Source organism: Janthinobacterium sp. GW821-FHT03C10, from assembly GCF_059420865.1.
Genome location: NZ_JBWKUN010000001.1, coordinates 1,079,589 through 1,102,519, shown reverse-complemented (window position 1 = coordinate 1,102,519; position 22,931 = coordinate 1,079,589). Strand labels below are relative to the sequence as shown.

Genomic DNA, 22,931 nt, shown 5'->3' with positions numbered 1-22,931 from the left:
ATTAGATATTGTTGGGCGATTAGGAAAACGTCCGCTTCTGCAGAAGCGGGCATTCATCGAAACTCATTGTCAGCGGAAGCGTAATGTCGGGCCTTGAAATCTACGACGTAGTCAGAATTATGGAGCTACTCGCGATGTAGCAACGGTTATTGAGGTGAACAGCAATCCCCTTTGGCTATAAGCTTGAGTGAACTGGGACCAACCAACTGACTTTGGGGATTCGCACCTCAAGATGTTGAGCTGGAGGTTGTACGCTGATTTAGGAAGGAACATAATGAAAAAAAATGAAGAAAATAAAAATAAATTCGCGGCCTTCTTCGGATCGGCTGCCAATTTGCATCGCCAGAAACCGCCATATAGTGTCTACATCAGCCCAAGCAACGACACATTTAACGATTTCGGCTACAAACCCAGAGTACGCATTGTGATTGTAGGTAACGATTCCGATCAAATACTAGATTTGGAGGGACGTCTCGGCTTTCTTGACGGTTCGCCAGCCAATCACACGACGCTTGAAGCAATTTTGAATGAATCGAAAGGCCTCGATGTTCCTGCAACGACTGAAAGACATCGATTCTTCACGATCCTTCCGGACATGGAGGCCTACCGCCGCGTAGTGGAACGATTCGGTCCGAAGCTTGCTCAGGCAGCGCTTCTGGCCGCCAATGATTTAGTTGCCATGAAGGAATTGCGTCCTTCACTACGGCTGCATTCACATGCCGAGCGTACAGAGGTTTTCAGGCTTTCATTCATGCGTATGTCGGATACATATTTCGCATACCAGCGAGCTGGATCAGTTTTGCGCGGCCTTGTACATGAAGAGATTGGCGGTATTCATGGTGACATGACTATTAGATTTATGTTGGCTGGTCGCTCGAATCATCACGAAATTGCATTCCGCTTTGAACCTGATAGTGTGTTGCCGAAGCGGATTTCGGTGATCATTGGAAAAAATGGTGTTGGGAAAAGTCAGACGCTTGCCAGAGTCGCGCATGCAGCCCTAAAGCGCAGTCCTTCTTTAGTGGGAGCGGATGGCACCCCAATTCTCGTGAGCAGGTTGCTTGCATTTGCACCAACTGCGGACTCGCTTTCCCTCTTCCCGTCGCCTAAAAATGCGAATCATCGCGTCAGCTATTTTCGCCTCACAGTCGGAGCGACCAATAGGGGAAGCGTGGGCATTACGGCTTCTGTAGCCATTAGAGATTTGTTGCGTATGAAGCGCAGGATTAAAGGAGTGACTCGCTGGAAAATATTTCTTGATTCGCTCGATGTGTTCTCGGATGCACGTCGCATCTGCCTTGTTACAAACAGCAGCGATGTGAAGTTCATCAGTCTCGAAGATCTTGAGTATGCTCCTGAGAAACTTCATTTGGAACGTCTGGCTGCAGTTGACTGGAAAAAGGACCCGGTTCGTGTCATCGATGGTCGTGCATATAAATTAAGTACCGGGGAGCTGTCGTTCATCAAGTTTGCCGCTCAGGCCAGCGCATTGGTAGAGAACGGATCATTGCTGCTGTTCGACGAACCTGAAACACATCTGCATCCCAATTTCATCAGTAGATTCATGTCGCTGCTGGACTACCTGCTACAGCAGACCGGGTCAGTTGCTGTAGTTGCCACCCACTCAGTTTACTTTGTCCGGGAGGTATTTCGAGAGCAAGTGACAGTGTTGCGGACAGATGAAACAGGAAGCGTCCTCGCGGAGCGACCTCGAATGCGCACGTTTGGGGGGGATGTTGGAGCAATATCCTTCTTCGTGTTCGGTGAGGACGGTCCCTCAAGCTTTGCGGCACAATTGACTGATCGATTGGTCAAAAGCGGTCAGTCGTGGTCAGACATTGAGCGGCAATATGGTGATGAGTTGTCACCTGAGTTTCTGATGCAGTTGCGTCGTCGAATGGAGCTTGGCAAAAGTGAATAAGCTTCCACTGCCAGTAAATGATGATTTGGCAACTCTCAGCAATGTCGCCCGGCATCGCCAAATGAAAGGATATCCAGCGATCTGGGCAGAACAGTCCACCTTGGTTGCAGCATATTTGCAGTACACAGCCAGTCAGGGCAACCCACACGTCTTAATGCCGGCACCGATCTCCATGACGGTAGGCAATTTAATGCGCGACTACTATAAGTCGTCCAAGGCGGTCGTGTTGGCTTACATTAATCAGATTCGGGATGCTCGGGCCGATAAGGTGTGTGCCATGTGTGGCTCCTTTGGAAGTGAGACACTGGATCACCTACTTCCTCAAGCAAACTACCCCGAGTTTGCAATATTAAGTGCAAATCTTGTTCCAGCGTGTCCCTGTAACGTACAAAGAAATAATACGGTTAAGGGAGTATCGCAGAGCCAGAGAGTGCTTCATCCATATTTCGATTCTGTTCTCGGCCAGCGCCTAGTCGCGGCGGACATTGAAGACCCGTTCAGTCAGGCTCCCAAAATGAAACTGAAGATTCTCTTAAATCCGATGGATCCGGATTTTGATGCCGTGCGTTTTCATGTTGATGAGGTGCTCATGAAAACCGCGATCATCGAACATTTCGAAACCGCTTGGGCGAACTTGTGGCGGAGACCATCGTTACTAATTCCCAAGCTACATGGCATCGCAATGATCTCACAACCAAAGCTTGTGTATGCCATCGCGCGAGAGCGCGGGCGGTTGGACCGACGACATCGCAGCCTCAATAACTGGGACTCGGTATTTTTGAGCGGATTGCTCAACGTACCCGCCCTGACCCCGTTGATGCAGCGTATTAACGATGGACCACCTGAGCTCCTGTGACGAATACATATTTTGACTAACTGAGTTATCGACGTTTTTGCCAATTTTTTGACTATGTAAGACATAGACGCAACCGCTAATCGGCTGCGGTGACATATGTCGAATGCGTAACATCTATGTCTGCTTCGGGGCGGACACGGGAGGGCGGTGATTGCCTGCTCTCGCCACAAGCAGATTTTCATTACTGCCACTTTCGCTCTCGCGCTAAATTTGACGAATTGATAAAATGGTACTTTCCTGTATCTATACGAGACTATTGTGGCGTACACCCATTTATCCTCCATACAACGTGCCTTTCGAGAGACCGCCAGGGGGAGTGTGGGGACTGTGGATTCAGCTTGGATGGCAGACCGTACCACCTCAAACAAGAGTCTTGATTGGGACGCCTTGCTGCGTTCGCGCCGAATCTTGCTGATCTCTGAAGCGGGAACAGGGAAAACATTTGAATGCGAGTCGAAGGCAACATCGTTGTTCGCTGCGGGCGAAGCAGCGTTTTTCTTACGCTTGGAAACCGTTGCGTCCGTTGGCGTCACCGGGGCGCTGTTTGGAAGAAATAAGCGCCGCTTCGATACTTGGTATGCTGCGGCATCCGGTATGGGCTACTTTTTTCTGGACTCGGTGGATGAACTGGAATTGGCACATGGGAATTTTAAAGATGCGCTTGAACGCCTTGCGGCCGATCTGGACGGTGCGCTCGGGCGTGCAACAATCGTTGTAACGTCCCGTCCAGTTGCCATTGATCGGGTGGCATTTCGCGAACTGCTTCCCGTTAGCGAAATCATTAGCCAAAAGCTTGATGGCAAGGACCTAGTGCGTTTAGCACTCCACGGACCAGAAAAGAGTGAAGAGCTTCCGGATTTTCGGGAAGTTGAACTGCTTCAGTTTAGCGACGCGCAAATAATGCAGTTCTCGCGAAGCCGTGGTATCGAATCACCTCAAGATCTACTTGCTGCGATCCAGGCAAAACATGCGCACGACTTTGCGCGCCGTCCTCAAGACCTCATTGAGCTTTGCGATGACTGGCGGGATCATCAATCCATCCGTCCGCACTTTGAGCAGGTGAAAACGCACGTTTTGGATCAACTCGCCGCGCGACCGAACAGAAAGGAAAAGGCGGATATTACAGCAGAGAAAGCGCGCACTGGTGCGCAGCGTCTTGCGCTGGCGGCTGTGCTATCGCGGCGGCTCACGATTCGCTATAGCGCCGGTGCAGATCTGCATGACTCGGGGGAGGCACCGATAGACCCGCGTCCTTTTCTGATCGATTGGACCGTCCGGGAAATCTCCGCTTTGCTGGAGCGTCCACTGTTTGCAGCCGCAGGATATGGACGTGTTCGCTTTCGACACCGCTCGGTACTGGAATATCTGGCGGCTTGCGAAGTCCATCTGCTGGTCGAAAGCGGCAAACTTTCACTGAGCGCCGGCTATCGACTACTGTTTGGGCTGACCGATGCAAACGAACGGGTATTGAAACCGTCCATGCGTCCTGTAGCCGGCTGGCTAGCGCTACTTCGCCAAGATGTGTTCGATGAAATTCTCAAGGTCGAGTCCAGCACTTTGTTAATCTACGGCGATCCAGAATCGCTGATGGACCACCAGCGTCAGCGCGCGCTGCTTGGCTTCGTAGCTATGTATGGAAAAGGACGATGGCGCGGTGTTCGCGTGCCCGATATCCAGATAGAACGTCTTGCTCAACCGTCTCTCGCCCAGACAGTGCTCGACGTGTGGCGCGACGGCGTCGAGAACCCGGAAGTTAGAAATCTGCTGATACAACTCGTTTCGGTCGGAAAATTCAGGAAGTGTGCCGACCTCATGGCCAGCCTCGCCTCGACGGTGGACTCCAGTCCGCAAGAACGGTTTGATGCAACTGCAGCCCTAGCCGGATTGGCGGATCCGCGCACACCAACATTGATTGAGGAGGCCCTCGCCGCTGGCCCGAACTGGACCGCCGAGCTAGCGGGATGGATCGCAATCTTACTCTATCCTGAACACGTCACTGACGCTCAGCTGCTGGAGATCGCGGCCCGTCTGCCTTCGCGAACGCCGAGATTGGGTGGGTATGCGGCTCGGATGGCATCGCGCATCGACACGGCGACTTTCAGCAGTACACGTCTCGAGGCACTTCTGTCGGGGCTTTTAGTTCAAGCAGAGAGGACCATCGTGGTAGTGGACGACGAACTCCGTGACAGCGAGACCTCCATGGAACTGTCGCCTCTGCTTGCAGCCGCTAGCATACGTCTGCTGAAGGTCAAAGTCGTCAGTCATGAAGTATTACGCGCGTCTATTATGGTCATTCGCCTTGTCGATGACATAGGGAACAGTTCTTACCGCGACGAATTGTGTCAGCTTCTTAACGAGCTTCCGTACGGTACTCGCCGGGCAATATGTGCAATCGACCTACACTGCTTGGAACGGCTAAAACTGGATGCAGACACAAGTCACTGGCTCGGGAAGTTGCTCTGGCAAGGCCCCATTGCGTATTTGGAAAGTGACCTTCCATGGATTATCGAGGCACTTGGCGATGGACAAACGCCACATGCGCATCGACAGGCGCTACTTGAGCTTGCCGTATTTCTGGCGACACAAGATGGTGAGACGTCAAAAACAGCAGAGATGCGGGCTGCGGTAGCAGAATCATCGTCTCTACTCGCTCAGCTTGTTGAAACGGTCGCATCCAAGAAGCCCAGCAAACAGTTCCTGAAAATGGTGGAGGACGAGCGGAAGAGGAAGGAAACGCAACTAAAGAAATCAGCGGACGAGGCGGCAGCCTGGATGCAATTCTGGTGCGAGCTCGCCAACCAGCCTTCCGTGGCATTGGCCCTGGGGCGTCAGGAAAGCACGATTTGGAATCTCGGCATTCTACTTCGCAAGACGGGCGACACCATGCTTTGGAATCGAGCCTTTCTGGAAAAGCATTTTGGTCGTACCGCGACCAACGCCCTTCGTGTTGCACTGATGTCGTACTGGCGTACCATGGTGCCGTCTGTAGGAAGCGAACGTAAGGCTGACGAAAAAAACACTTATCTCGTGGTCTGGACGCTGGGGTTGTTGGGTATTTATGCAGAGGCTGAGGATCCGGCATGGAGCCAGCATCTGAGCGACCGCGACGCGATCCTCACAGCGCGATATGCACTGATCGAACTGAATGGATTTCCTTCCTGGCTGCGTGATGTCGCAAGCAATTTTCCGTCACAGATTGACACCGTGATTGGCGTTGAGCTCAATGAGGATCTTGATGCGCTGGGTAGCGATGTAGTACCACATAGCAGCTTGCTCCAAGCGCTCCGCTATGGTCCTTCGAACGTTGCGCTATTGCTGCAACCGCGACTGCTCAAATGGCTGAACGGCTCGGCAAAGGTTCTAATGCAGGGACCATACAACGCTTCATCGGAAAATGGGCTTAACCAGGTACTGCAAATCCTTCTGAAGCATGGCGACGCGGTAGCACGGAATAACGTGGAAAGCATCGTCACTCAACAAATTGTCAGTTGTGGAAGTGCATATCTCAGCTTATGGATGCCGATCCTTTGCGCATTAAATCCAAACATTGGTACAACCCATTTATTGCGGCTGTTGAAGGGGCTCCCGGTCGATAAAGAGGGTGAAGCCGTCGAGTTGATCGCCAGTCTTGTCGATTCACGCCGAGCGCATGATCTTAACAACTTCAGTGCGTTGACGGACATCGATAGTCTGATGGAATTGACAGCTGAAGTCTATCGTCATGTCCATCCTGACATAGACGCTGTCCATGTCGGCTCCTACTCACGCGGAAGCCGCGATTACGCCGAGGAGGCGCGGAGGTACATTTTTGAAGCTTTTATGCGGCGATCAGGGCCCGAAGCGCTGCGTGCGAAGCTTGCCTTGGCGGAATTTCCCAGCTTCGACTATCTCCGCGACCGAATTCGTGAGGTCGCCAGAGAAAGACTTGCGGCTGAGGTTGAGCAGGGTGTTTCGGAAGTCCCTGAGATCGCGAGCCTGTTTAACGGAAAAGACCTTCCGCCTAAAACCGGCAGTGCAATGGCGCAAGTGCTCGTTGATCGACTTGATGATTTGCAGGCGCTCATGCTTGCCGATACTAGTCCACGTGCGGCGTGGGCAGCGGTTCAAGATGAAAACACGCTCCGACCCGCGATCGCTCGGGAATTCCTTCACATGGCAAATGGCGCATATACCGTTGATCAAGAAGCGGTAACGGCCGACGGGAAGGAGACGGACATTCGCTTTCGAACGCCTCCGGATTTGCAGGCAACTATCGAGTTGAAAATTGGCGAGAAAGACCGTTCGGCAAAAGAATTGTGCGATACCATCGAAATGCAACTTGTAAAAAAGTATATGGCGCATTCGCAAGCACAGACGGGATGCCTGCTGGTCACCATAGCCGATCCTAAACGGCGTTGGAAACATCCTGACACGGGTCGCTTAATTGATCACGTTCAATTGCAGGAGCTGCTCAACGTGGCCGCTCAGACCGCACAGCAGCGCCTAGGTGGGGCTGCCCGTGTGCTTGCGCGCGTACTTGACCTGACTCCCCGACTTGGTATCGAAGGTGCATTAGCTCGGACGCAGGACGGCAAAGTAAAAAATCGGTGAATCGAGGTCACTTGAGAAAATGCCGACGGATCTTCGTATCTGCTCTCGCGCCTAGATGTTGAGATGTCCGATGCCGGCACCAGTGCCAGCTGCGCCGCGCAAATTCAGTGGACCAGCACTTGGCCATCGGACATCGTAGTAACGCGATCCAGTTCGCCGGCGATCGATGGAGGGGCGCTGAGATCGATCCAAGTTCGTTACGTGGCCTTTAGTCCGCAACGTGTCGTTTGCTGCACACTAGCGGCAGGAATCGGCCCAGGCTTTGTAAAAACGCGAAGAAAATCCGATAATAAAAAAGTCGGGCTCACAGAACGGCCGCTACGCGATTTTCTTGGGGCTGGGAAGGGTAACCCAACCCCATGAAAATTTGAAGTTCTTGCATTTTTACACAGCCTGGGCCAGAAGCGGACGGACGGCACACAACTATGAACCACCGCTGTCGGCTGATTGCAATCGTTCAGTTTTTCTTCGTCAATGGCTGTGAATGTCCATGTTGAATGGCGGTATGAGCGCGTATGTCGAACTTTGTTGTTCAACCTCACCTTCGTTTGCGCGAATTTACTGGGGGCAACTAATCTTGATGCCTGTGCTGATTTAACGTCAATGCCAACACTTCAATGTATCGAGGCTTTTTACCGGCTGTTCAATTTAGCATTGGGTATTCGGTCGCCCCCCGCCTATGAATGAAAAATGGCAGCACACCAACCGATCGTTGTGTTCAGAATTATTTGACCCCAGCAGACCTGACTATTTACTTTTCACTTTGACCAGGATCTGTATAAGCATCTCTGGCACCGCTCCTTCGGCCTTGAGTGTTGCTGTCCGGTACGCGAGTTGGTTCTTCGCGAGACTGATACCTGCGGCAGCCTCGACGTTATCGCATGCAGTGATCCATTCGAGCCAGTTCGCCGATAGGAACGCTTCAAGATGATCCTCAAAGATCGCTATCTCGTCGCCAACGAAAGCAGATGGAAAATCTTCTTCAGCGAGGTCGAAGTACTTCAATAACACTCGATTCGCTGCCACATGGCCCACTCTCTCGGCATCAATCTTGTTCTGCGCCTTCCCATTTGCCTTCGCACGGGCTTCAAACCCGCCATCCGCATCGAAGAGCGCATAGACAGGGATACCGATCGACGTCAGGATCGCATGTGCGAGTGGGATCGATGTTTTTCCTCCTACGGGGACGACAGAGATGCCAGCAGCCTCAAGCGAGCCGAGAGATGTTTTATCACCAATGCCGTAGAACACTGATGACTCTGTCGTGCCTTCCACGAGGAAAGCGCGATGCGCGAAAAGCGCCACGGAAAGCTGATTCGCAATGATGCCATCGAGCTGACGCTCAACTGTATCGGCGCTCAGTACTCCATTCAGCCTGGCCTTCACGTCATTGAGTGTAGCGCTGTGGACAGTGACTACAGGAGTTTCGTCCGACGACCTAGTTAGCCGCCTGACTTGGTTGAAATGTCGCGCCTCAAGGAAGTAGGGACTATGGGTCGCGTAAGTAACTTGTATGCGCTTGCCTGCGTCTTCAGCGAGCGACCGGAGCACTTTCGCGAACGTATGTGCCTGGATCGGATGCTGATATAGTTCCGGCTCTTCGATCGCCAAACAAATGATACCCTCTGCCGATGCTGCACCTGACTGCGCCAAAAGCTGAAGCGCCGAGATCAGAAGTGTGCGCTGAAAGCCATGCCCTTGGCGCTCCACGGCGGTCTCGGTTGTACCATCGCGTACGGCTATTTGGAACGTGGTTCGAGGGGCCTTGAGTTCCACTTCTGTTGGTGAAACCGTGATAGCCCGACCAGGGGAGTAAGATGCGACGACTCCGTTTAATTTCTCCGACATTGCCTCAAGCTGTAACTTGAACTTTTCGTCGTAGACTTCTTGTTGCTTAGCACGTGATTCTTCTACGATCTTCGCGATTTCCTCATCGGCAGCAGCACGATCGACTGAACGTTCAAGGATTCGACCGATAATGCTCGACTTCCCGTCAATCGACTCTTCGCTAGCCCGAAGGTCGGCAGTCACCAGGACGAAATCGAAAAGGCCACTCATCTTGCCACCGCTGTTGAAACCAAAGAAGTTGGTTTGTAGGGACTCTGGCGCTTCGACAAGCTGGTCGGTGTGATCGGCTTCCCAGGTCGTCATAGCTTGGTTTGCAGCCTCGACACTGCTCCAAGCTGGGAGACCAAGCGATGAATTTGAGCTTCGCAGGTCGTTGTAAGAGGCTTTTTTGTCGGCCGCTGATGTCTTAGCGCGGATAGTGTTGAACGGCGCGTAGTTCTTTGAGTTCGCAGATAGGCTTTCAGCTCCGTCTGGGCCGCGACGCTTCCAAGCTGTGAAGGTACTGACCCCTGCTGGAGCGTACTTGCCAAGTTCAGCCCGATCCTTTTCGGTGAGCTCAGCGAATGTGACTTGAACCTCAATATTTTCGTCAATTGCGTCGAACGAACAGTCCTTCTCAGTCAACGAACCAAGCTTGCCGTTAAAGTACCAATCGAGCGCACGAAGTACAGTTGACTTGCCGGCCCCGTTCGGGCCAATGAATGTTGTGACAGAATCGAAGGGGATCATCACGTCTTTCAACGTGCGGAAGTTCTTGATACGAACGGATTGAATCTTCATTTCAGGTTCGAGCTCCTTGTGTCTTTTGCCAGACGATGCGACCAAGGATAGCATCTTGCTCATCCGAAAAATACATGGATTCTCACGCCTGCAAATCTGATGTATATGATGAATAGCCAGACTGCGGTCGGACTGACTTAATAAGTAGTGTGCGGAGGGATTTGGTGACGAGTTACAACTAATTTGCAGCGCAAAACCGAGTGTCAGGCGACGGGAGCCCGTTGGCTTCAAGCAGGTGGCGGAACTTCAGCAAGGTTGTTGCTCCCGGAGCCGACTCTCGACCCAGATCGATGCCGAAAAATGCGCGAATCGATTGGCTGTCGTAGATCGTATCTTCGGTGCTTTCGTCAGACAAACCAAAGCATTGCTTGGCCACATACATGCGCAGCATGCGCGCCAGTCCGATCGGTGGCCGGCCGACGTCTTCGACCTTCGGATAGAACGGCTCGATCAGATTGTGCAGCCTGTCCGCCGCGTCACACTGTCGATCTCGGCCAGGAAGTGGTCGCGCCGCGTCAGCTTCTTCTTGGCGGCGTATTCAAGGTCGGAAAAGCACTTTTGCATGATCGATGCCGAACAGTCAGGATGCCGTTATTGTTTCAGGTAGGTCCGCCGCAGGGAACGGCGTTTGATATATAAATCAGTGACTCGCTAAATCCTTAACCGGCAGCAAACCGCTTCGTGTTTCGGTTGTATGCATGACTTCTCCTCGCCTTGGATACCGTCAGCGGCACCCAAGTAAGGGATTTTCCAGTTTGAACGCTCTACGATTCTGGGTGCCGAGTCGTAGGAGGAAAAGAAAAAATTCGTGGTTCTGATTCTCTCTTCACAATTTGCTTACGCAAATCTGCAATAATTTGATCTCGCACTCTAAGCGCTTCGCTTAGTTCCTCAATTTTTGCGTCGAGACGGTAATTGATTCGCGCTAACGAGGCAACCTGCCGCTGCGCGTCTTCCACCATTTTGAGGTATGAAGTTTGTCGAGTTGATTCTTGATCTATTTTTACTTTCTCATTTGACCGGCCGTCAGTAGTTGCGGTCTTCAAATTTCGAATTTGCGCGAGTACCGGTTCGTGAAATCGATATAGGGTTGCCCTATCAACTCCCGCTTCACTAGCCACTGATGCAGCTGAGATCTTTGTTCCAGGATTGTGATTACGGGATATCCCAGTCAGCAGGCGATGAAGGGCAGCCTCCAGTTTTTCGCGAGTATCCTTGATAGACTGCTGTTTTTGTGATGCTAGAGCTTCGATAGTTCGGGTAGACATTTTGCTCATTTTTCACTTTCTCCATCGAGGCGTTTGAGAACTTTCTCAGCTAAGCCGAGGATCTCGAGGGTTCTCGCCTTACCCCCCGGCCCGATATCGTCGAGGGCAAGCGCCTCTTGCTGTTGGTCACGAATGCCGGCCCAGACGGGACGATGTTCGGGGCCAATGATTCCATAGTGGCAATCCACGCAAAGCTGAGCCTCAAAGACACAAAGGCCACCGCACCCCATCCCCTTGGCATTACCCACACACCACGAATGTCCTGTTCCGTTTAAGGTTAATGTCCCAGCATACTCTGCAATTAGCGCTTCCTTATTTGCGGATGTACGGACATTTGAGCGCCAATCGTTGAGCCAGTGGGTACCGTTCGCGAGCGGAAACTCTGACGTTAGATATGTTCGTATAACTCCATTTTGTCGAGAGATTTTTTCGTGTGAGACCATTTCAAGGAGTTCGGTGTCTGCTCGGTATTCGTCGGCCGCCCCGTCAACGTAATACATGGTCATGTCGAGACTCCAGTGCCCAAAATGATCGCGAAGTGTTAGAAGGTCACCTAATTCGGCGCGTGCTACGAACCGAGCATAGGTCCTGCGGAATTGATGTGCGTGGAGCGGATACGGCTGTATATTATCATCCTTAATATTGTGATCTATGCAAAATTTTTTTAGATCAATGTTCAATTGCTGCCCGGAGAGCACGGATATCGAATTTGAAAATTTTGTCGAAACCGAGAGAAATAACTTGTGCTTCTGATGTTGAATGGTATGGGCTCGCTTACTTAGACGCTTCAGCGATTCTGCGTCTAGGTTGCGACGATTACTGTCTCGCAACATGGATTCAAGTTCCGCTTGTTCGTCAAGCATTTTTTTGCGCAGCTGTTCGGTTAAGCGCGATAGCACCTCCACAGCGCTAATCACGATTTGAGGGACAAGCCATTTCTTTGGACGTACGCCGGTTTTGTAAATCGTCCCGAGAAGCCATACGATATCAGTTGTATCGTCCGCACTTCGGGTCTGACTGATGCAGTCGACCTCAAGTGACATCATCTCACTATCACGGATCCCAGAGAACATGTCGATCACAATGTAGCAAGCAGTACGAAGATGAATGACTTGTTTTTTTAAGTCATACATTCCAACGAATCCCTCCATGCGAGCCGCCTCTGTTCTCGCATCTGTTTGTACTTGGCGATGACACTCAGACTTTGCCGTTGCTGCCCGCTCAGTGGTCTGGACCGCATCAAGTATTCGCGATGAGCGGTTGGTCACGTATTCGATTGCACACTGAGCCAACTTGTTGGCTACTGAATCCGGGATGAATTCAGTGGTTGGTGTTCGATTTCCCCCCGATCTTTTTTTCCCACTTAAAGATAATGCAGTCTCGTGTGGCCAAGGGTGAGAATAAAGCCCATCCCGTATTTTTTCGCGTTGGAGGTATAAGTATTCGACGATGTGTAGACGGTAATGGAGCGTTGAATCTGCGACAAACGAGCCATTTACGCTGCTTAGTCGGGCGACAGGGACGTAGTCCATTGTCTTGTCTTGTAGTTCGCTGAACTGTGATAAGCCTTTTGAAACCATCCAACGCAGTAGTGGCTGAAGAAGTTCGAACTTTGCGATTAACGTGTTCATGGATGGCCGCTTCTTTCCTTCAATCGGATCCGCGAACAGTGACCAAATGAAATCTTTTGTTGACTCTAAAAGTAGCCCATGTTTTGGCGACGTAAGCTGCTGGCCGTCTGGAAGCCCTATACACCAATTTATGATTTTATCGGAACTACTCAAGTTTTCCTGAGGAATATACGGGTAAAAATCCCAATACTCATCGCCATAACGACTGACAACGAGGACTTGGCCGTTGTCTCCATTTAGCATTGACACCGGAACGCGAGACTTCTCCTGATAGTTGAGGTTTTTAAGTGAAGCAAAGTTCAGCAGGCCTGACTTCATTATGTGAATCCTTTCCATGCAGGATGGGGATTAGTTTGTGCTTTATTTCTAGCCTCTAGTACTTTCTCTGATGGGAACTGCGGCGCAATTTCGTCGTCAATGCGCCGTAAAATTGGCGCGTATGTTTTAAGCCAGTGATCGGGTCTTAGCTTCGAGCGTTCAGAGAGTAAGCGGAAATAAAAACTAAACAGTCTCCACAAGTCATCTTCGAAGACGAGCATGTTCGGGCATCGGAAGCAGGTAAAGAATTTCTTACAGACAGATTCCTCTTCGCGAAATGGATTGCGGCAATGAGCTACTCCTGTGCTATATCCGCTGGTCAATAGGCCTTTTATTTCGGTAATTGGAATGCTTCCGTCTGCTGCCAAAACTGTCTTTCCATGCGATTCGAGGCGCACAAACTTAGCGACCATTCCTTCAGCCACGAAGGAGTGGTTACGTGTCGCATCACTCGTTAGATTGACATATGAGCGAGCGGTCGTCTCAACGCTGGCATGTCCTAGTGCTTGTGAAACCTTGCGGATGTCATGCGTTCGGCGGTATAGCTCGGTGGCGAACGTTGGACGGAAGCGTCCAAAGCTTAACGCCAACGGTTTTCCTTGATCGTCGAGAAGCGAATGTCGTTTAGAAAAATCTCTGATTCCTGTTTTCGCTTCCAGGCGAGTGAGCCTGATAAGTTTATCTTTACGTTTTCCGCGAGAAACAGACCATAAAAAAACGAATGAACTATGGCGCTCTTCAATTTTCATGGAAATTGGGGAAGTGAACGCGCACAATGCACGAAAGTGATCACCTACGCTCGTCGGTATGGCATGGGTTCCATTTACCGTTTCAGGAGTTATCTGAGATTTTCTGACCGAAGTGGCGAAAGTGGTCCATCCGCGTCGTTTTTGGGTGAACAAGAGTTCTCGATCCTTTAACGGATGGTCTCTTAGACTGTCCCGCCGGAGTTCAAGAAGGGGTTGTAAATTTTCACCTGTGGCAGAGGCCAGGACCAATAAGTACACTACAAGAATTTGTAGCGAGGGAAGAGAATGCACGTTGCTTTCATTGATATGCTTGAGGTCGTTGTTTAATGCCTGTAATATTCGACGATGTTCTTGGTTTGAATAGGGCTGTCTTTTTAAAGATAATTGGTTCGCGTTCGGAAACGGATTTTTGGGAAAAGTTAGGAAAGGGCTGACAGCATCAGGATCAAATCGTTTTCGATTGAAGAGGATGGTCTTGATGGCTGAGTAAGCTGTCCGCTTCATACCGGTTGAAAGTTTTTTTCCAGTATTCTTCTGGTTGCTCGCGACGGTTTGAAGTTCGAGCCATGTGAGATAAGCATCAATGCAACGTCGATCAATTTGATCGAGTCTTGTTATGGCCTCTCCAGAGAGCCGAAAGTCATCTAGAAAATTCCAAAACTTGCGTATCGAGTTAAGGTAACTCTGTAATGATGCCCCTTCAGATACATGTCTCATACTCCAAAATGCATCTCGAATGCTACCCGCAATTTCATCGCGTTGGTAGTTTCTCATTTCTTGAAAATCGAAGTATATAAGGCCGAAATTCGGGCAGTCGATCGTAAATGTCCACATTGGTGGCATGTCGGTCGGTTTTAGTTCATCAACCGCAGATTTTATTTTTCGATCGACTCGCGGCCGGCTAATTTTCATTACGCAGCTCCCTTAATACTTCAATTTGATAGTCGTCGACTTCAGTATTTTGCAAAAGATCTGCAGCGTGAATGTAGATTTCCGTGGTTGTTATTGAACTGTGGCCCATACGATCGCGCACCCAAAGTAAAGCCTTCGTTTGGCCGACTTTTTCGGCCATGCGCAGCAATTCATAAGTTCCGTAGGTGTGACGAAGCATATGTGGGTGGCATTCGATTTGAATTTTTTTGCTGACCTTTGCAAATGCGTTATTCATATAACGAATTGAAAACTCTTCCCCATACTCAGACAAGAAAACTCGTGAACTTTCCCTTCCGTGTCGTCGCATGTGTTCGGCATTGCGTTTCGGCCAAACGCTACAGAGAAAATTCCAAAGCGCGACAGCTAAATCATATGGGAGCATTACGGTTCTTGTTTTCATGCCCTTGGTTGGAGTGATGCTTGATTGAAGGATCATTGGCATCTGTCTGGACGGATCGTGGCCGCATGGGTTCGGTAATACGTTAAGGTTGAGGCCGATGATTTCCTCACGCCGCATGCCTGTCAGCAACGCGAGATAGCCCATCAGCTTCAGTCCATGAGGTGTAATCGCTTCCAAAAATGAAATTGCTTTAGGTAGGTGTAGGAACTGGGGAACCGGTCTGTAGCTTTGCATCGTGAGAGAATTTGCGGCAAATCGATGCCCAGAAACGTCTATATGAGCTAGTACGCCTCTGTTCTTTGCGATTCTGATCTCCTCGGTTCTAAAAGGGGTTTGTTGAGTGAGATTTGATCGTACCGCCCATCCATAAAAACCATTCACGCAATTTAGTCGTTGATTTACGGTGCTGCGCGAGCAGCCTCGATCAATCATTCCATCACGCCACGCGGCCACTTGTGGGTGAGTCACTAGCTGCCAATCTATGGCGTTGGCCTCGAGAAACGAGAAAAATTCGTAGATATGGTTGGCGTATGTATGCCAGGTTCTTACGGATCTCGTTCGTCCGTTAACAGCGGCGATAAACCGCAGGTAAGAGTTGGGAGCGGACACCAATTCCATCTCTTCATCGCACAGGAAGGGGACCGACGGGCGAGGCAGCCCATGCCAAATAAATTGTGAGTCAGTGAAGAACAGCTGCACGTCATCTCTCCTGCAACGAATCCGAAATTTTCGGTAAAGAGCGGATACCGCATCGCAAAAAGCGCAGAGTCTGTGAGCACTCAAGGTTGAAGATGCGCAAATTTTATTTTACAAAACCGTGTCCGGCTTACGCAACACTTTTTTGGGGGAGATATCACGGCAGCGGCACCTCATCGACACCGGCGTTTTTGCAGATCGTGCATCCGAGTCTGGCGATCTTCCAGGTGGGACACCGGAACCGCTATAAGCATCCGAAGGCGCAAGTGTATGCGCGCTATGGCGACATGGGCATTGCCCGGCTGCGCACGGATGTGACGGGGGCGGTGGTGCTGGAGTTTGGCGACAATATTGATGTAACGCAGTATCGGGCCAGCCGGCCGCGCTACTGGCAGGGGCGCTAGCGGACGCGGCTGCATTAATGGTATATATCTGTCATGGGTTGGCAGCCCCGGCGCTGCCTGGATGATACTGAAAGGATGAAGATGGGTGTGTTTGACTGGTGCAAGAAAAAACCGGCTGTGCCGCAGCTTGGCTTTGAGGCGCGGATCCGTTCGCAAAGTACGCAGGCAAAGTCCCGTCAGTTTGATTTGCAGGGAGGACAACCTGACGCCGTTCGCCTGCAACACCCGTATCTGTTTCATGTGACGGACCTGTCAGCCGCCGAGGCGATCGTGCAGCAGCGCCTGCTGCAAGGCGTTTTTGGCCATGTGACGCTGTCGCAGGAGTTGCAAGGCGCGGCGCAACAGGCGGAAAGAAAAGGCTGCGCGCTGATTTTTCAATTTCAGGGACCCGCCCTTGTCGGGCCAGCGCCGCTGGCGAAAGTGAAGGAGGTGGCTTACCACGATGTGGGTTCCTCGGGTTATGTGGAAACCTTTATTTTGCATGGCACCGTGACGCCGCTGGAGCTCATCGCGATATCGTTTCGTGGCAACGCGCCCATCTATGATGTGGCGTGGGTCCTGGGCACGCCTGTTTCTGTGCGCATCGGGCCATAGCGGCCGTTCACGGGTGCAGGCGTCAGCTGTGCCGCTCGTCCGGTATCTCCATGCCCCGCTGCCGCACGTATTCCAGGAACAGCCTTGCCCCCTTGGCCATGCGTGACGTGCCGTACACGGCATGGATGCTGGGATCGAGCTCCTTTGACGAAGTCAGCCGGTACGCCGTGCAGACGCGGCGCAAGGTGCCTGCAGCTACGGCCGGTTCCGCCAGCCAGCTGGCCAGGCGCACGATGCCGGCGCCTTCCAGGGCCGCCTGGAAGGTGGCGATGCCGGAAGTAAAGCGGAAACGGGGCTGCACCTGGTAGCGCACGTTGCGCGTAGCCGAGACGAAATGCCAGTCGCGCAGGATGCGGGGAGCCGAGTGCATGATGATGTCGTGGCCGGCCAGCTCTTCCGGTTCGTCCGGCGCGCCCATGCGGGCGATATAGCCGGGCGAGGCGTACATGTAGCGGCGGTAATTCCACAGGGGATAACCGATCAGCTCGCTCGACTGGGGGAAGGCGCCGCGGATGGCAAAGTCCAGCTTTTCCTGGATGGGGTCGATCGATTTGTCCGAGAAATGGATGTCCACCGACACATTCGGGTAGTCGCGCGAAAATTGCGCCACCACTTTCGGCAGGAAGCCCAGCGACAGGATTTCCGGCGCGGAGATGCGCACCCAGCCTTGCGGCGAGTTGCTCAATTCCGCCAATTGCTCTTCCGCCTCGGCCTGCGTTTCCAGCAAGTGCCTGGCCGACGCGTAATACGTTTCGCCGGCCGTCGTCAGGGTGAACTGCTTTTGCGTGCGCAGGATCAGCTCGGCGCCGATGGCGTCTTCGAGGAACTGGATGGCGCGCGTGACGGCCGACGGCGAGCGTCCCAGCATGCGCGCCGCGTGGATGAAGCTGCGCTTTTCCACCACGGTGCAAAAGGCGCGGATCTCCCACATCAGTTTCATCGACATCGCGTCACTCCCGGCAAAAGAGGCCAGTAGACCGCACGGGGCGCATTCCGTCAAGCGTTACGCCTGATTGCGTTTTCCGCAATTTGAAGTTGCATCGGAAAAAATGCCTGACGCCTATACTGCCGCTGTCGCCCATTCCCCATTGCCTATCATGCTGACCATCTCGCTGCTGTGTTTATTTGCCTTCTTTGCCGGCCTGATCGATGCCGCCGTGGGCGGGGGCGGGCTGATACAGCTGCCGGCCCTGTTCAACCTGATGCCGAACATGGCGTCGACCTCCCTGCTGGGCACGAATAAACTGGCGTCCGCCTGCGGCACCACATTTGCCGCCCGCTCCTTCGTTGGCAAGGTGCACATCCCCTGGCTGCTGGTGCTGCCCGCCGTGGCCAGCGCCTTCGTCATGTCCTTCATCGGCGCGGCCGCCGTGTCCTACGTACCGCAGCAGGTGGTGCGCCCCATGGTGCTGGTATTGATCATCATCATGGCGATTTATACCTTCATGAAGAAGGATTTCGGCACGACGCGCGAAGCGCGCCCCATCGGCCCCCGCGAACGCATCCTGGCCGTCGTCATCGGCGGCGCCATCGGTTTTTATGACGGCCTGTTCGGGCCGGGCACGGGCAGCTTCCTGATTTTCCTGTTCATCCGCGTCTTCGGCTTCGATTTCATCCTCGCTTCGGCCTGCTCGAAACTGGTGAATATCGCCACCAACGTGGCCGCGCTGGCCTTCTTCATTCCCGCCGGCCACGTGGTCTACGCCGTGGCCGCACCGATGGCCGTGTGCAATATCCTGGGCGCCCTGACGGGTACCTGGATCGCCGTGCGCCGCGGCGCCGCCTTCGTGCGCATCCTCTTCCTCGTGCTGCTGGTGTTGCTGATCGTGAAATTGTCCTACGACATCTTCTTCAAGTAAGTTTTTGAACGACACTAGCCATGAAAACCATCCAGGGCGTGCTGTGGGACAACGATGGCGTGCTGGTCGATACCGAACAGCTGTTTTACGAAAGCAACCGCGACTTGCTCTTGCCTTATGGCATAGAGCTGACGCCGAAGCAATTCTTTGACTGGTTCCTGGACAATAACTACGGCGCCTGGCATCTGCTGCTGGGGCAGGGCCATGCCATCGAACTGGTCGAGCGCCTGCGGGCCGAGCGCACCGTGCTGTTTGCGCAACGCCTGCGCCAGGCGCGCCAGCTGGCCATCCCCGGCATCGCACCGGTGCTGGCGGCGCTGCGCCCGCACGTGGCCATGGGCGTCGTCACCAGCGCCTATGAGCAACACTTCCGCATCAGCCATGCGGCCACGGGCTTGCTGAGCCATTTCGACTTCGTGCTGACGCGCGAAATGTATGGCGAAAGCAAACCGGCGCCCGACGGCTACCAGCTGGGCTTGCAGCGCCTGGGCCTGGCCGCCGCCGACTGCGTGGCCGTGGAAGACTCGCCGCGCGGCTTGCGCGCCGCGAATGCGGCCGGGCTGGAATGCATCGTCGTGCGCAATCCCATGAACCGTCACCACGCGTTTGACGAAGCGTTTTGCGTGGTCGATTCCAACGCCGAGCTGGGCGAAGTGCTGGCCTCGTTCGTGCCCGGCATGGCGCCAGCGCGGCGGCAATTAGAGGCCTTCCTCTGATCCGTCTTGCCGGCATGCCATTACAATTGCCTATCGCATTCACCGGCACCGTTCCACGATGACCCTCCCGCAACTGCACTTTGCCCACGCCAACAGCTATCCTGCCGGCACCTACCGCAAGCTGTTCGGCTTGCTGGGCCAGCACTACACCGTGCAGGCGCTCGACATGCATGCGCACGACCCGGATTACCCCGTCAGCACGGGCTGGCCCGAGCTGGTGCGCGAGTACATCGACGACCTGGAACGCCGCTACAGCGCGCCCGTGATCCTCGTCGGCCATTCGCTGGGCGGCATGCTCAGCGTGATGGTGGCCAAGCAGCGGCCGGACCTGGTGCGCTGCGTGGTCTTGCTCGATTCGCCCGTGGTGGCGGGCTGGCGCGCCTTGCTGGTACGCCTGGCGCGCAACACGGCGCTGGGCGAGCGGTTTTCACCCTCGCGTTTTTCCGCCCGGCGGCGCAAGCTGTGGCCCGATGCGCAAGCCGCGTATGAACACTTCGCGGCCAAGGATATGTTCGCCATCTGGGCCCCGCAAGTCTTGCGCGACTACATCGACAGCGGCCTGGTTCCCCATCCGGACGGGGTGCAGCTGCGTTTTACGCGCGAAGTGGAAACGCAGGTCTACCGCAGCCTGCCGCACCATATCGGCGGCCTCGTCAAGGATGGTTTGCCGGTGCCCATCGGCTTTATCGGCGGCACGGAATCGGTGGAATGCCGCCAGGCGGGCTTGACGGCCACGCGCAAGCTGGTCGGCAAGTTTTTCCGCCAAGTGCCGGGCGGCCATCTATTTCCCATGGAAAACCCGGAACTGACGGCGCAAGTGGTGCGCGAGATGATCACGGCATTGTTGGCGAAACAATAGCCTTCCGCCAAGGATTTTCAGGGGATGGGGGCCAACAGCGGCGGATTTTCGCGTAAAATCCTGCCATTCGGGCCGCGCCTGCACCTGGCGCGCCGCCCCAGCCATTCGATATTCTAGAAAGATACCCCTGCGATGACGATTAAAAGCGATAAATGGATACGCCGCATGGCGGAAACAACGGGCATGATCGAGCCGTTCGAACCGGGCCAGGTCAAGGAACGCGACGGCAACCGCATCGTTTCCTACGGCACTTCCAGCTATGGCTATGACATCCGCTGCGCCGACGAGTTCAAGTTGTTTACCAACATTAACACCACCATCGTCGACCCCAAGGATTTTGACGCGAATAACTTCGTCGACGTATCGGGCAAGGGCTATTGCATCATCCCGCCGAATTCGTTCGCGCTGGCCCGTACCGTGGAATATTTCCGCATTCCCCGCAACGTCTTGACGATTTGCCTGGGCAAGAGCACGTATGCACGTTGCGGCATCATCGTCAACGTCACCCCGTTCGAACCGGAATGGGAAGGCTATGTGACCCTGGAGTTTTCGAATACGACACCGTTGCCAGCGAAAATCTATGCCAACGAAGGCGTGGCGCAAGTGCTGTTCTTCGAATCCGACGAAGTGTGCGAAACCTCGTACAAGGACCGCGGCGGCAAGTACCAGGGCCAGGTGGGCGTGACCCTGCCGAAGACCTGATGATTGCTTGAACGGGCGGGGCGCCAGTCCTGCTCTAACATTGTTTCAGCAGCCACGCCTTCAGCGCCGTTGACGGCTGGTACAGGGGAACATGGCCGCGCAGCAAGATTTGCGCGCTGCGCCGGTAGGCCGCGCCGTCGATGGCGATGGTGCCCGTCGCCCCGTCCTGGCGCGCCACGATGGTGGTATCCAGGATGCCGGCCGGGTTGGCTATGCCCAGTTCAATCTCCGTATCGGTCTGCCCGACAGGCGGCACGCCGCTTGCCAGCGCATGCGCCACCGTGCCCGGTATCAGGCAGGCGGCCGCCAGGCAGCAGCCGCCCGAAACGGCCAGCGAGGCGTGGCCCGATTGCGGCGTGAAGTAACGCACCGCAATATTTCCCTCTCCCACGGCTGGTCCCACGATGCAGAACTTGGGGATGGTTTCGCTGCGTTCCAGCTCTTCCAAGGTCATCAACCGGCCATCGCGCTTGCGCAAGCCCATCAGCAGTCCCGCCGCGCTCCACACCTGGCGGATCGCCTGCATGAACGCGGTATCCGCTTCCAGTTCCGCGATGGACTCGCGCGCCGTCTTGCCGAACTGGCTCGCCAGCGCGATGACCATGGGCACGGCCACGTCCACGCACGAGACCGCATAGCCGTGCACCACATCCTGCGCATTGCCTGTTGGTAGTAATTTGCCCGTCTTGGCGCCGGCCGGCTGCCGCAGGAACAGGTCCACGCGGGGGAAGCTGCCGGTCACGCCAGGAATGCTGGCGGCCGTAAAGCTGCCATCGAGTTCGCGCGCCATGCGCGAGGTGGTGATGACGCCCGTGTTGGTGTTGCGGATATCGACGTCGTGCGCGCCGATGGCCAGGGCCTCGATCACGCCGCTGTCCAGTCCCCACAGTTGCAGCGCGGACGACATATTGCCGCAGTTCACGCTCCAGTCGATATCGCCGTGCTCGCCCGCCAGCTGCGCCAGGGTGCTGACCAGGCGCGGCTGGCCCGCATGCTGTTCCACCCCGGCGAGGAAGACCTTGTTGCTGGTGGGCGCGCCCCGTCCCAGGCCCGTGATTTGCCGGTTGCCCGGCTGCCGGCCGGACTGGGGCGCACCCATCAGGTGGCGCAGCAATTCCTCGCGCAGCGTCTGTTCGGCCGGCACGGAAGCTGCATGCAAGACCAGGCCCGTCGATGTGCCGCCGCGCATGTGGTGGACAGGAAACTCGATCATGCCGCAGCGCAGGCGGGGCACGAGGTCGGGCAGGGCGGGCAGCAGGGGCGTCATCATCATGGATCGTGGTCAAGGCAGGAAGCGCCAGTGTGCCAGTTTTTCTTGCTGGTGTGCAATCGGATGGTGTGCGCGGCGTCTTTACATGCCTTTACCCGCCTTTACACTTGCCGCCCTGTATTGAGTACCTTGCGCGCCGATAATAAGGTATTGAATGATCAAGGAGGCAGTATGGTAGCGGCAATCGGTTCCGGCAGCGCAGTCAGCGTGGCCAGTGGCGCCAGTGTGGGCAGCAGTGCGCAGATCGCGGCGCTGCAAAAGCAGATCACGGCGGCGCAAAAGCAGTTGACGGAGTCGCAGAAGGGCGAGCAGACGGAGGCGTCGCAAAAGCTGCAGCAGCAGCTGGCGCAGCAAATCCAGGCCTTGCAGGCGCAAATTGCTCAGTTGCAAGCGGCGGCCGCGCAGCAGGCGGCGCAAGACGATTCTCAGGCGGCCAGCAGCGCCGAGTCGGCGTCCAGTCCCGCCAGGTCAAGCGCGTCGACCCTGGGTAGCATCATCGATACCCAGGCGTAGGCAGGTCGCCGGCAATTCCCGTCG

At 54.3% G+C, this 22,931-nt stretch carries 17 protein-coding genes and 1 pseudogene; 10 read left to right on the top strand and 8 right to left on the bottom strand.

Going from position 1 to position 22,931, the window contains the following annotated elements:
- The first annotated feature begins 274 nt into the window (after positions 1 to 274).
- The 3 genes from AC07VH_RS04720 to hyoA all read left to right on the top strand — a co-directional run bounded on the left by AC07VH_RS04720 (position 275) and on the right by hyoA (position 7,367).
- Positions 275 to 1,921: an AAA family ATPase gene (locus tag AC07VH_RS04720; protein ID WP_175444529.1), complete on the top strand. Its 1,647-nt coding sequence runs from the start codon at positions 275 to 277 to the stop codon at positions 1,919 to 1,921.
- Positions 1,905 to 2,777, top strand: a complete 873-nt coding sequence (locus tag AC07VH_RS04715) for a hypothetical protein (protein WP_494786955.1) — start codon at positions 1,905 to 1,907, stop codon at positions 2,775 to 2,777. The genes AC07VH_RS04720 and AC07VH_RS04715 overlap by 17 nt, the downstream gene beginning before the upstream one ends.
- Positions 2,778 to 3,035: 258 nt before the next feature.
- Entirely contained in the window at positions 3,036 to 7,367 is a 4,332-nt protein-coding gene (hyoA, locus tag AC07VH_RS04710; RefSeq protein WP_494786954.1) for an NACHT domain-containing antiphage protein HyoA, read from the top strand.
- Between the two features lie 747 nt (positions 7,368 to 8,114).
- On the opposite strand, the gene AC07VH_RS04705 is transcribed toward hyoA, so the two are convergent.
- From AC07VH_RS04705 to AC07VH_RS04680, 6 genes and pseudogenes are all read right to left on the bottom strand, one after another.
- Positions 8,115 to 9,995 carry an ATP-dependent nuclease gene (locus tag AC07VH_RS04705; protein WP_070302815.1) on the bottom strand — a complete coding sequence of 627 codons (1,881 nt, stop codon included), beginning with the start codon at positions 9,993 to 9,995 and terminating at the stop codon, positions 8,115 to 8,117.
- 214 nt (positions 9,996 to 10,209) lie between these two features.
- Positions 10,210 to 10,413, bottom strand: a pseudogene (locus AC07VH_RS04700) (transposase); the annotation flags it as partial.
- A 346-nt stretch (positions 10,414 to 10,759) separates the two neighbouring features.
- Positions 10,760 to 11,272, bottom strand: a complete 513-nt coding sequence (locus AC07VH_RS04695; protein WP_139143346.1) for a TetR family transcriptional regulator — start codon at positions 11,270 to 11,272, stop codon at positions 10,760 to 10,762.
- Positions 11,269 to 13,212 (bottom strand): site-specific integrase, encoded by a 1,944-nt coding sequence (locus AC07VH_RS04690; RefSeq protein ID WP_494786953.1) that lies wholly within the window; start codon positions 13,210 to 13,212, stop codon positions 11,269 to 11,271. Before AC07VH_RS04690 ends, AC07VH_RS04695 begins: the two co-directional genes overlap by 4 nt.
- The gene (locus tag AC07VH_RS04685; RefSeq protein ID WP_083292654.1) at positions 13,212 to 14,873 is read right to left on the bottom strand and encodes a tyrosine-type recombinase/integrase; all 1,662 of its coding nucleotides are present in this window, start codon (positions 14,871 to 14,873) and stop codon (positions 13,212 to 13,214) included. Before AC07VH_RS04685 ends, AC07VH_RS04690 begins: the two co-directional genes overlap by 1 nt.
- Positions 14,863 to 15,993, bottom strand: a complete 1,131-nt coding sequence (locus AC07VH_RS04680; RefSeq protein ID WP_083292653.1) for a tyrosine-type recombinase/integrase — start codon at positions 15,991 to 15,993, stop codon at positions 14,863 to 14,865. Before AC07VH_RS04680 ends, AC07VH_RS04685 begins: the two co-directional genes overlap by 11 nt.
- 86 nt (positions 15,994 to 16,079) lie before the next feature.
- Here AC07VH_RS04680 and AC07VH_RS04675 point away from each other — a divergent pair, with 86 nt between their 5' ends.
- Entirely contained in the window at positions 16,080 to 16,394 is a 315-nt protein-coding gene (locus tag AC07VH_RS04675) for a ComEC/Rec2 family competence protein (protein ID WP_494786952.1), read from the top strand.
- Between the two features lie 81 nt (positions 16,395 to 16,475).
- Positions 16,476 to 16,988 (top strand): hypothetical protein, encoded by a 513-nt coding sequence (locus AC07VH_RS04670; RefSeq protein ID WP_489630721.1) that lies wholly within the window; start codon positions 16,476 to 16,478, stop codon positions 16,986 to 16,988.
- Between the two features lie 22 nt (positions 16,989 to 17,010).
- Here the strand turns inward: AC07VH_RS04670 and AC07VH_RS04665 are convergent, their stop codons facing one another.
- Complete coding sequence (locus AC07VH_RS04665) at positions 17,011 to 17,934, bottom strand: LysR family transcriptional regulator (protein ID WP_475416420.1); 924 nt, start codon at positions 17,932 to 17,934, stop codon at positions 17,011 to 17,013.
- A gap of 151 nt (positions 17,935 to 18,085) precedes the next feature.
- Here AC07VH_RS04665 and AC07VH_RS04660 point away from each other — a divergent pair, with 151 nt between their 5' ends.
- From AC07VH_RS04660 to dcd, 4 genes are all read left to right on the top strand, one after another.
- Positions 18,086 to 18,847 (top strand): sulfite exporter TauE/SafE family protein, encoded by a 762-nt coding sequence (locus AC07VH_RS04660; RefSeq protein WP_489630723.1) that lies wholly within the window; start codon positions 18,086 to 18,088, stop codon positions 18,845 to 18,847.
- Between the two features lie 20 nt (positions 18,848 to 18,867).
- A complete protein-coding gene (locus tag AC07VH_RS04655) occupies positions 18,868 to 19,563 on the top strand; it encodes an HAD family hydrolase (RefSeq protein WP_475416421.1) in 696 nt (231 codons plus the stop codon).
- 58 nt (positions 19,564 to 19,621) lie between these two features.
- The gene (locus tag AC07VH_RS04650) at positions 19,622 to 20,422 is read left to right on the top strand and encodes an alpha/beta fold hydrolase (RefSeq protein ID WP_494786951.1); all 801 of its coding nucleotides are present in this window, start codon (positions 19,622 to 19,624) and stop codon (positions 20,420 to 20,422) included.
- 132 nt (positions 20,423 to 20,554) lie between these two features.
- Positions 20,555 to 21,124 carry a dCTP deaminase gene (gene dcd / locus AC07VH_RS04645; protein WP_034755486.1) on the top strand — a complete coding sequence of 190 codons (570 nt, stop codon included), beginning with the start codon at positions 20,555 to 20,557 and terminating at the stop codon, positions 21,122 to 21,124.
- A 34-nt stretch (positions 21,125 to 21,158) separates the two neighbouring features.
- Here dcd and AC07VH_RS04640 read toward each other — a convergent pair whose 3' ends face one another.
- Positions 21,159 to 22,397, bottom strand: coding sequence for a PrpF domain-containing protein (locus AC07VH_RS04640; protein ID WP_494786950.1), 1,239 nt, complete (start codon positions 22,395 to 22,397; stop codon positions 21,159 to 21,161).
- 168 nt (positions 22,398 to 22,565) lie between these two features.
- Between AC07VH_RS04640 and AC07VH_RS04635 the strand changes: the two genes are divergently transcribed.
- Entirely contained in the window at positions 22,566 to 22,907 is a 342-nt protein-coding gene (locus tag AC07VH_RS04635; RefSeq protein ID WP_494786949.1) for a FlxA-like family protein, read from the top strand.
- Positions 22,908 to 22,931 lie beyond the last annotated feature (24 nt).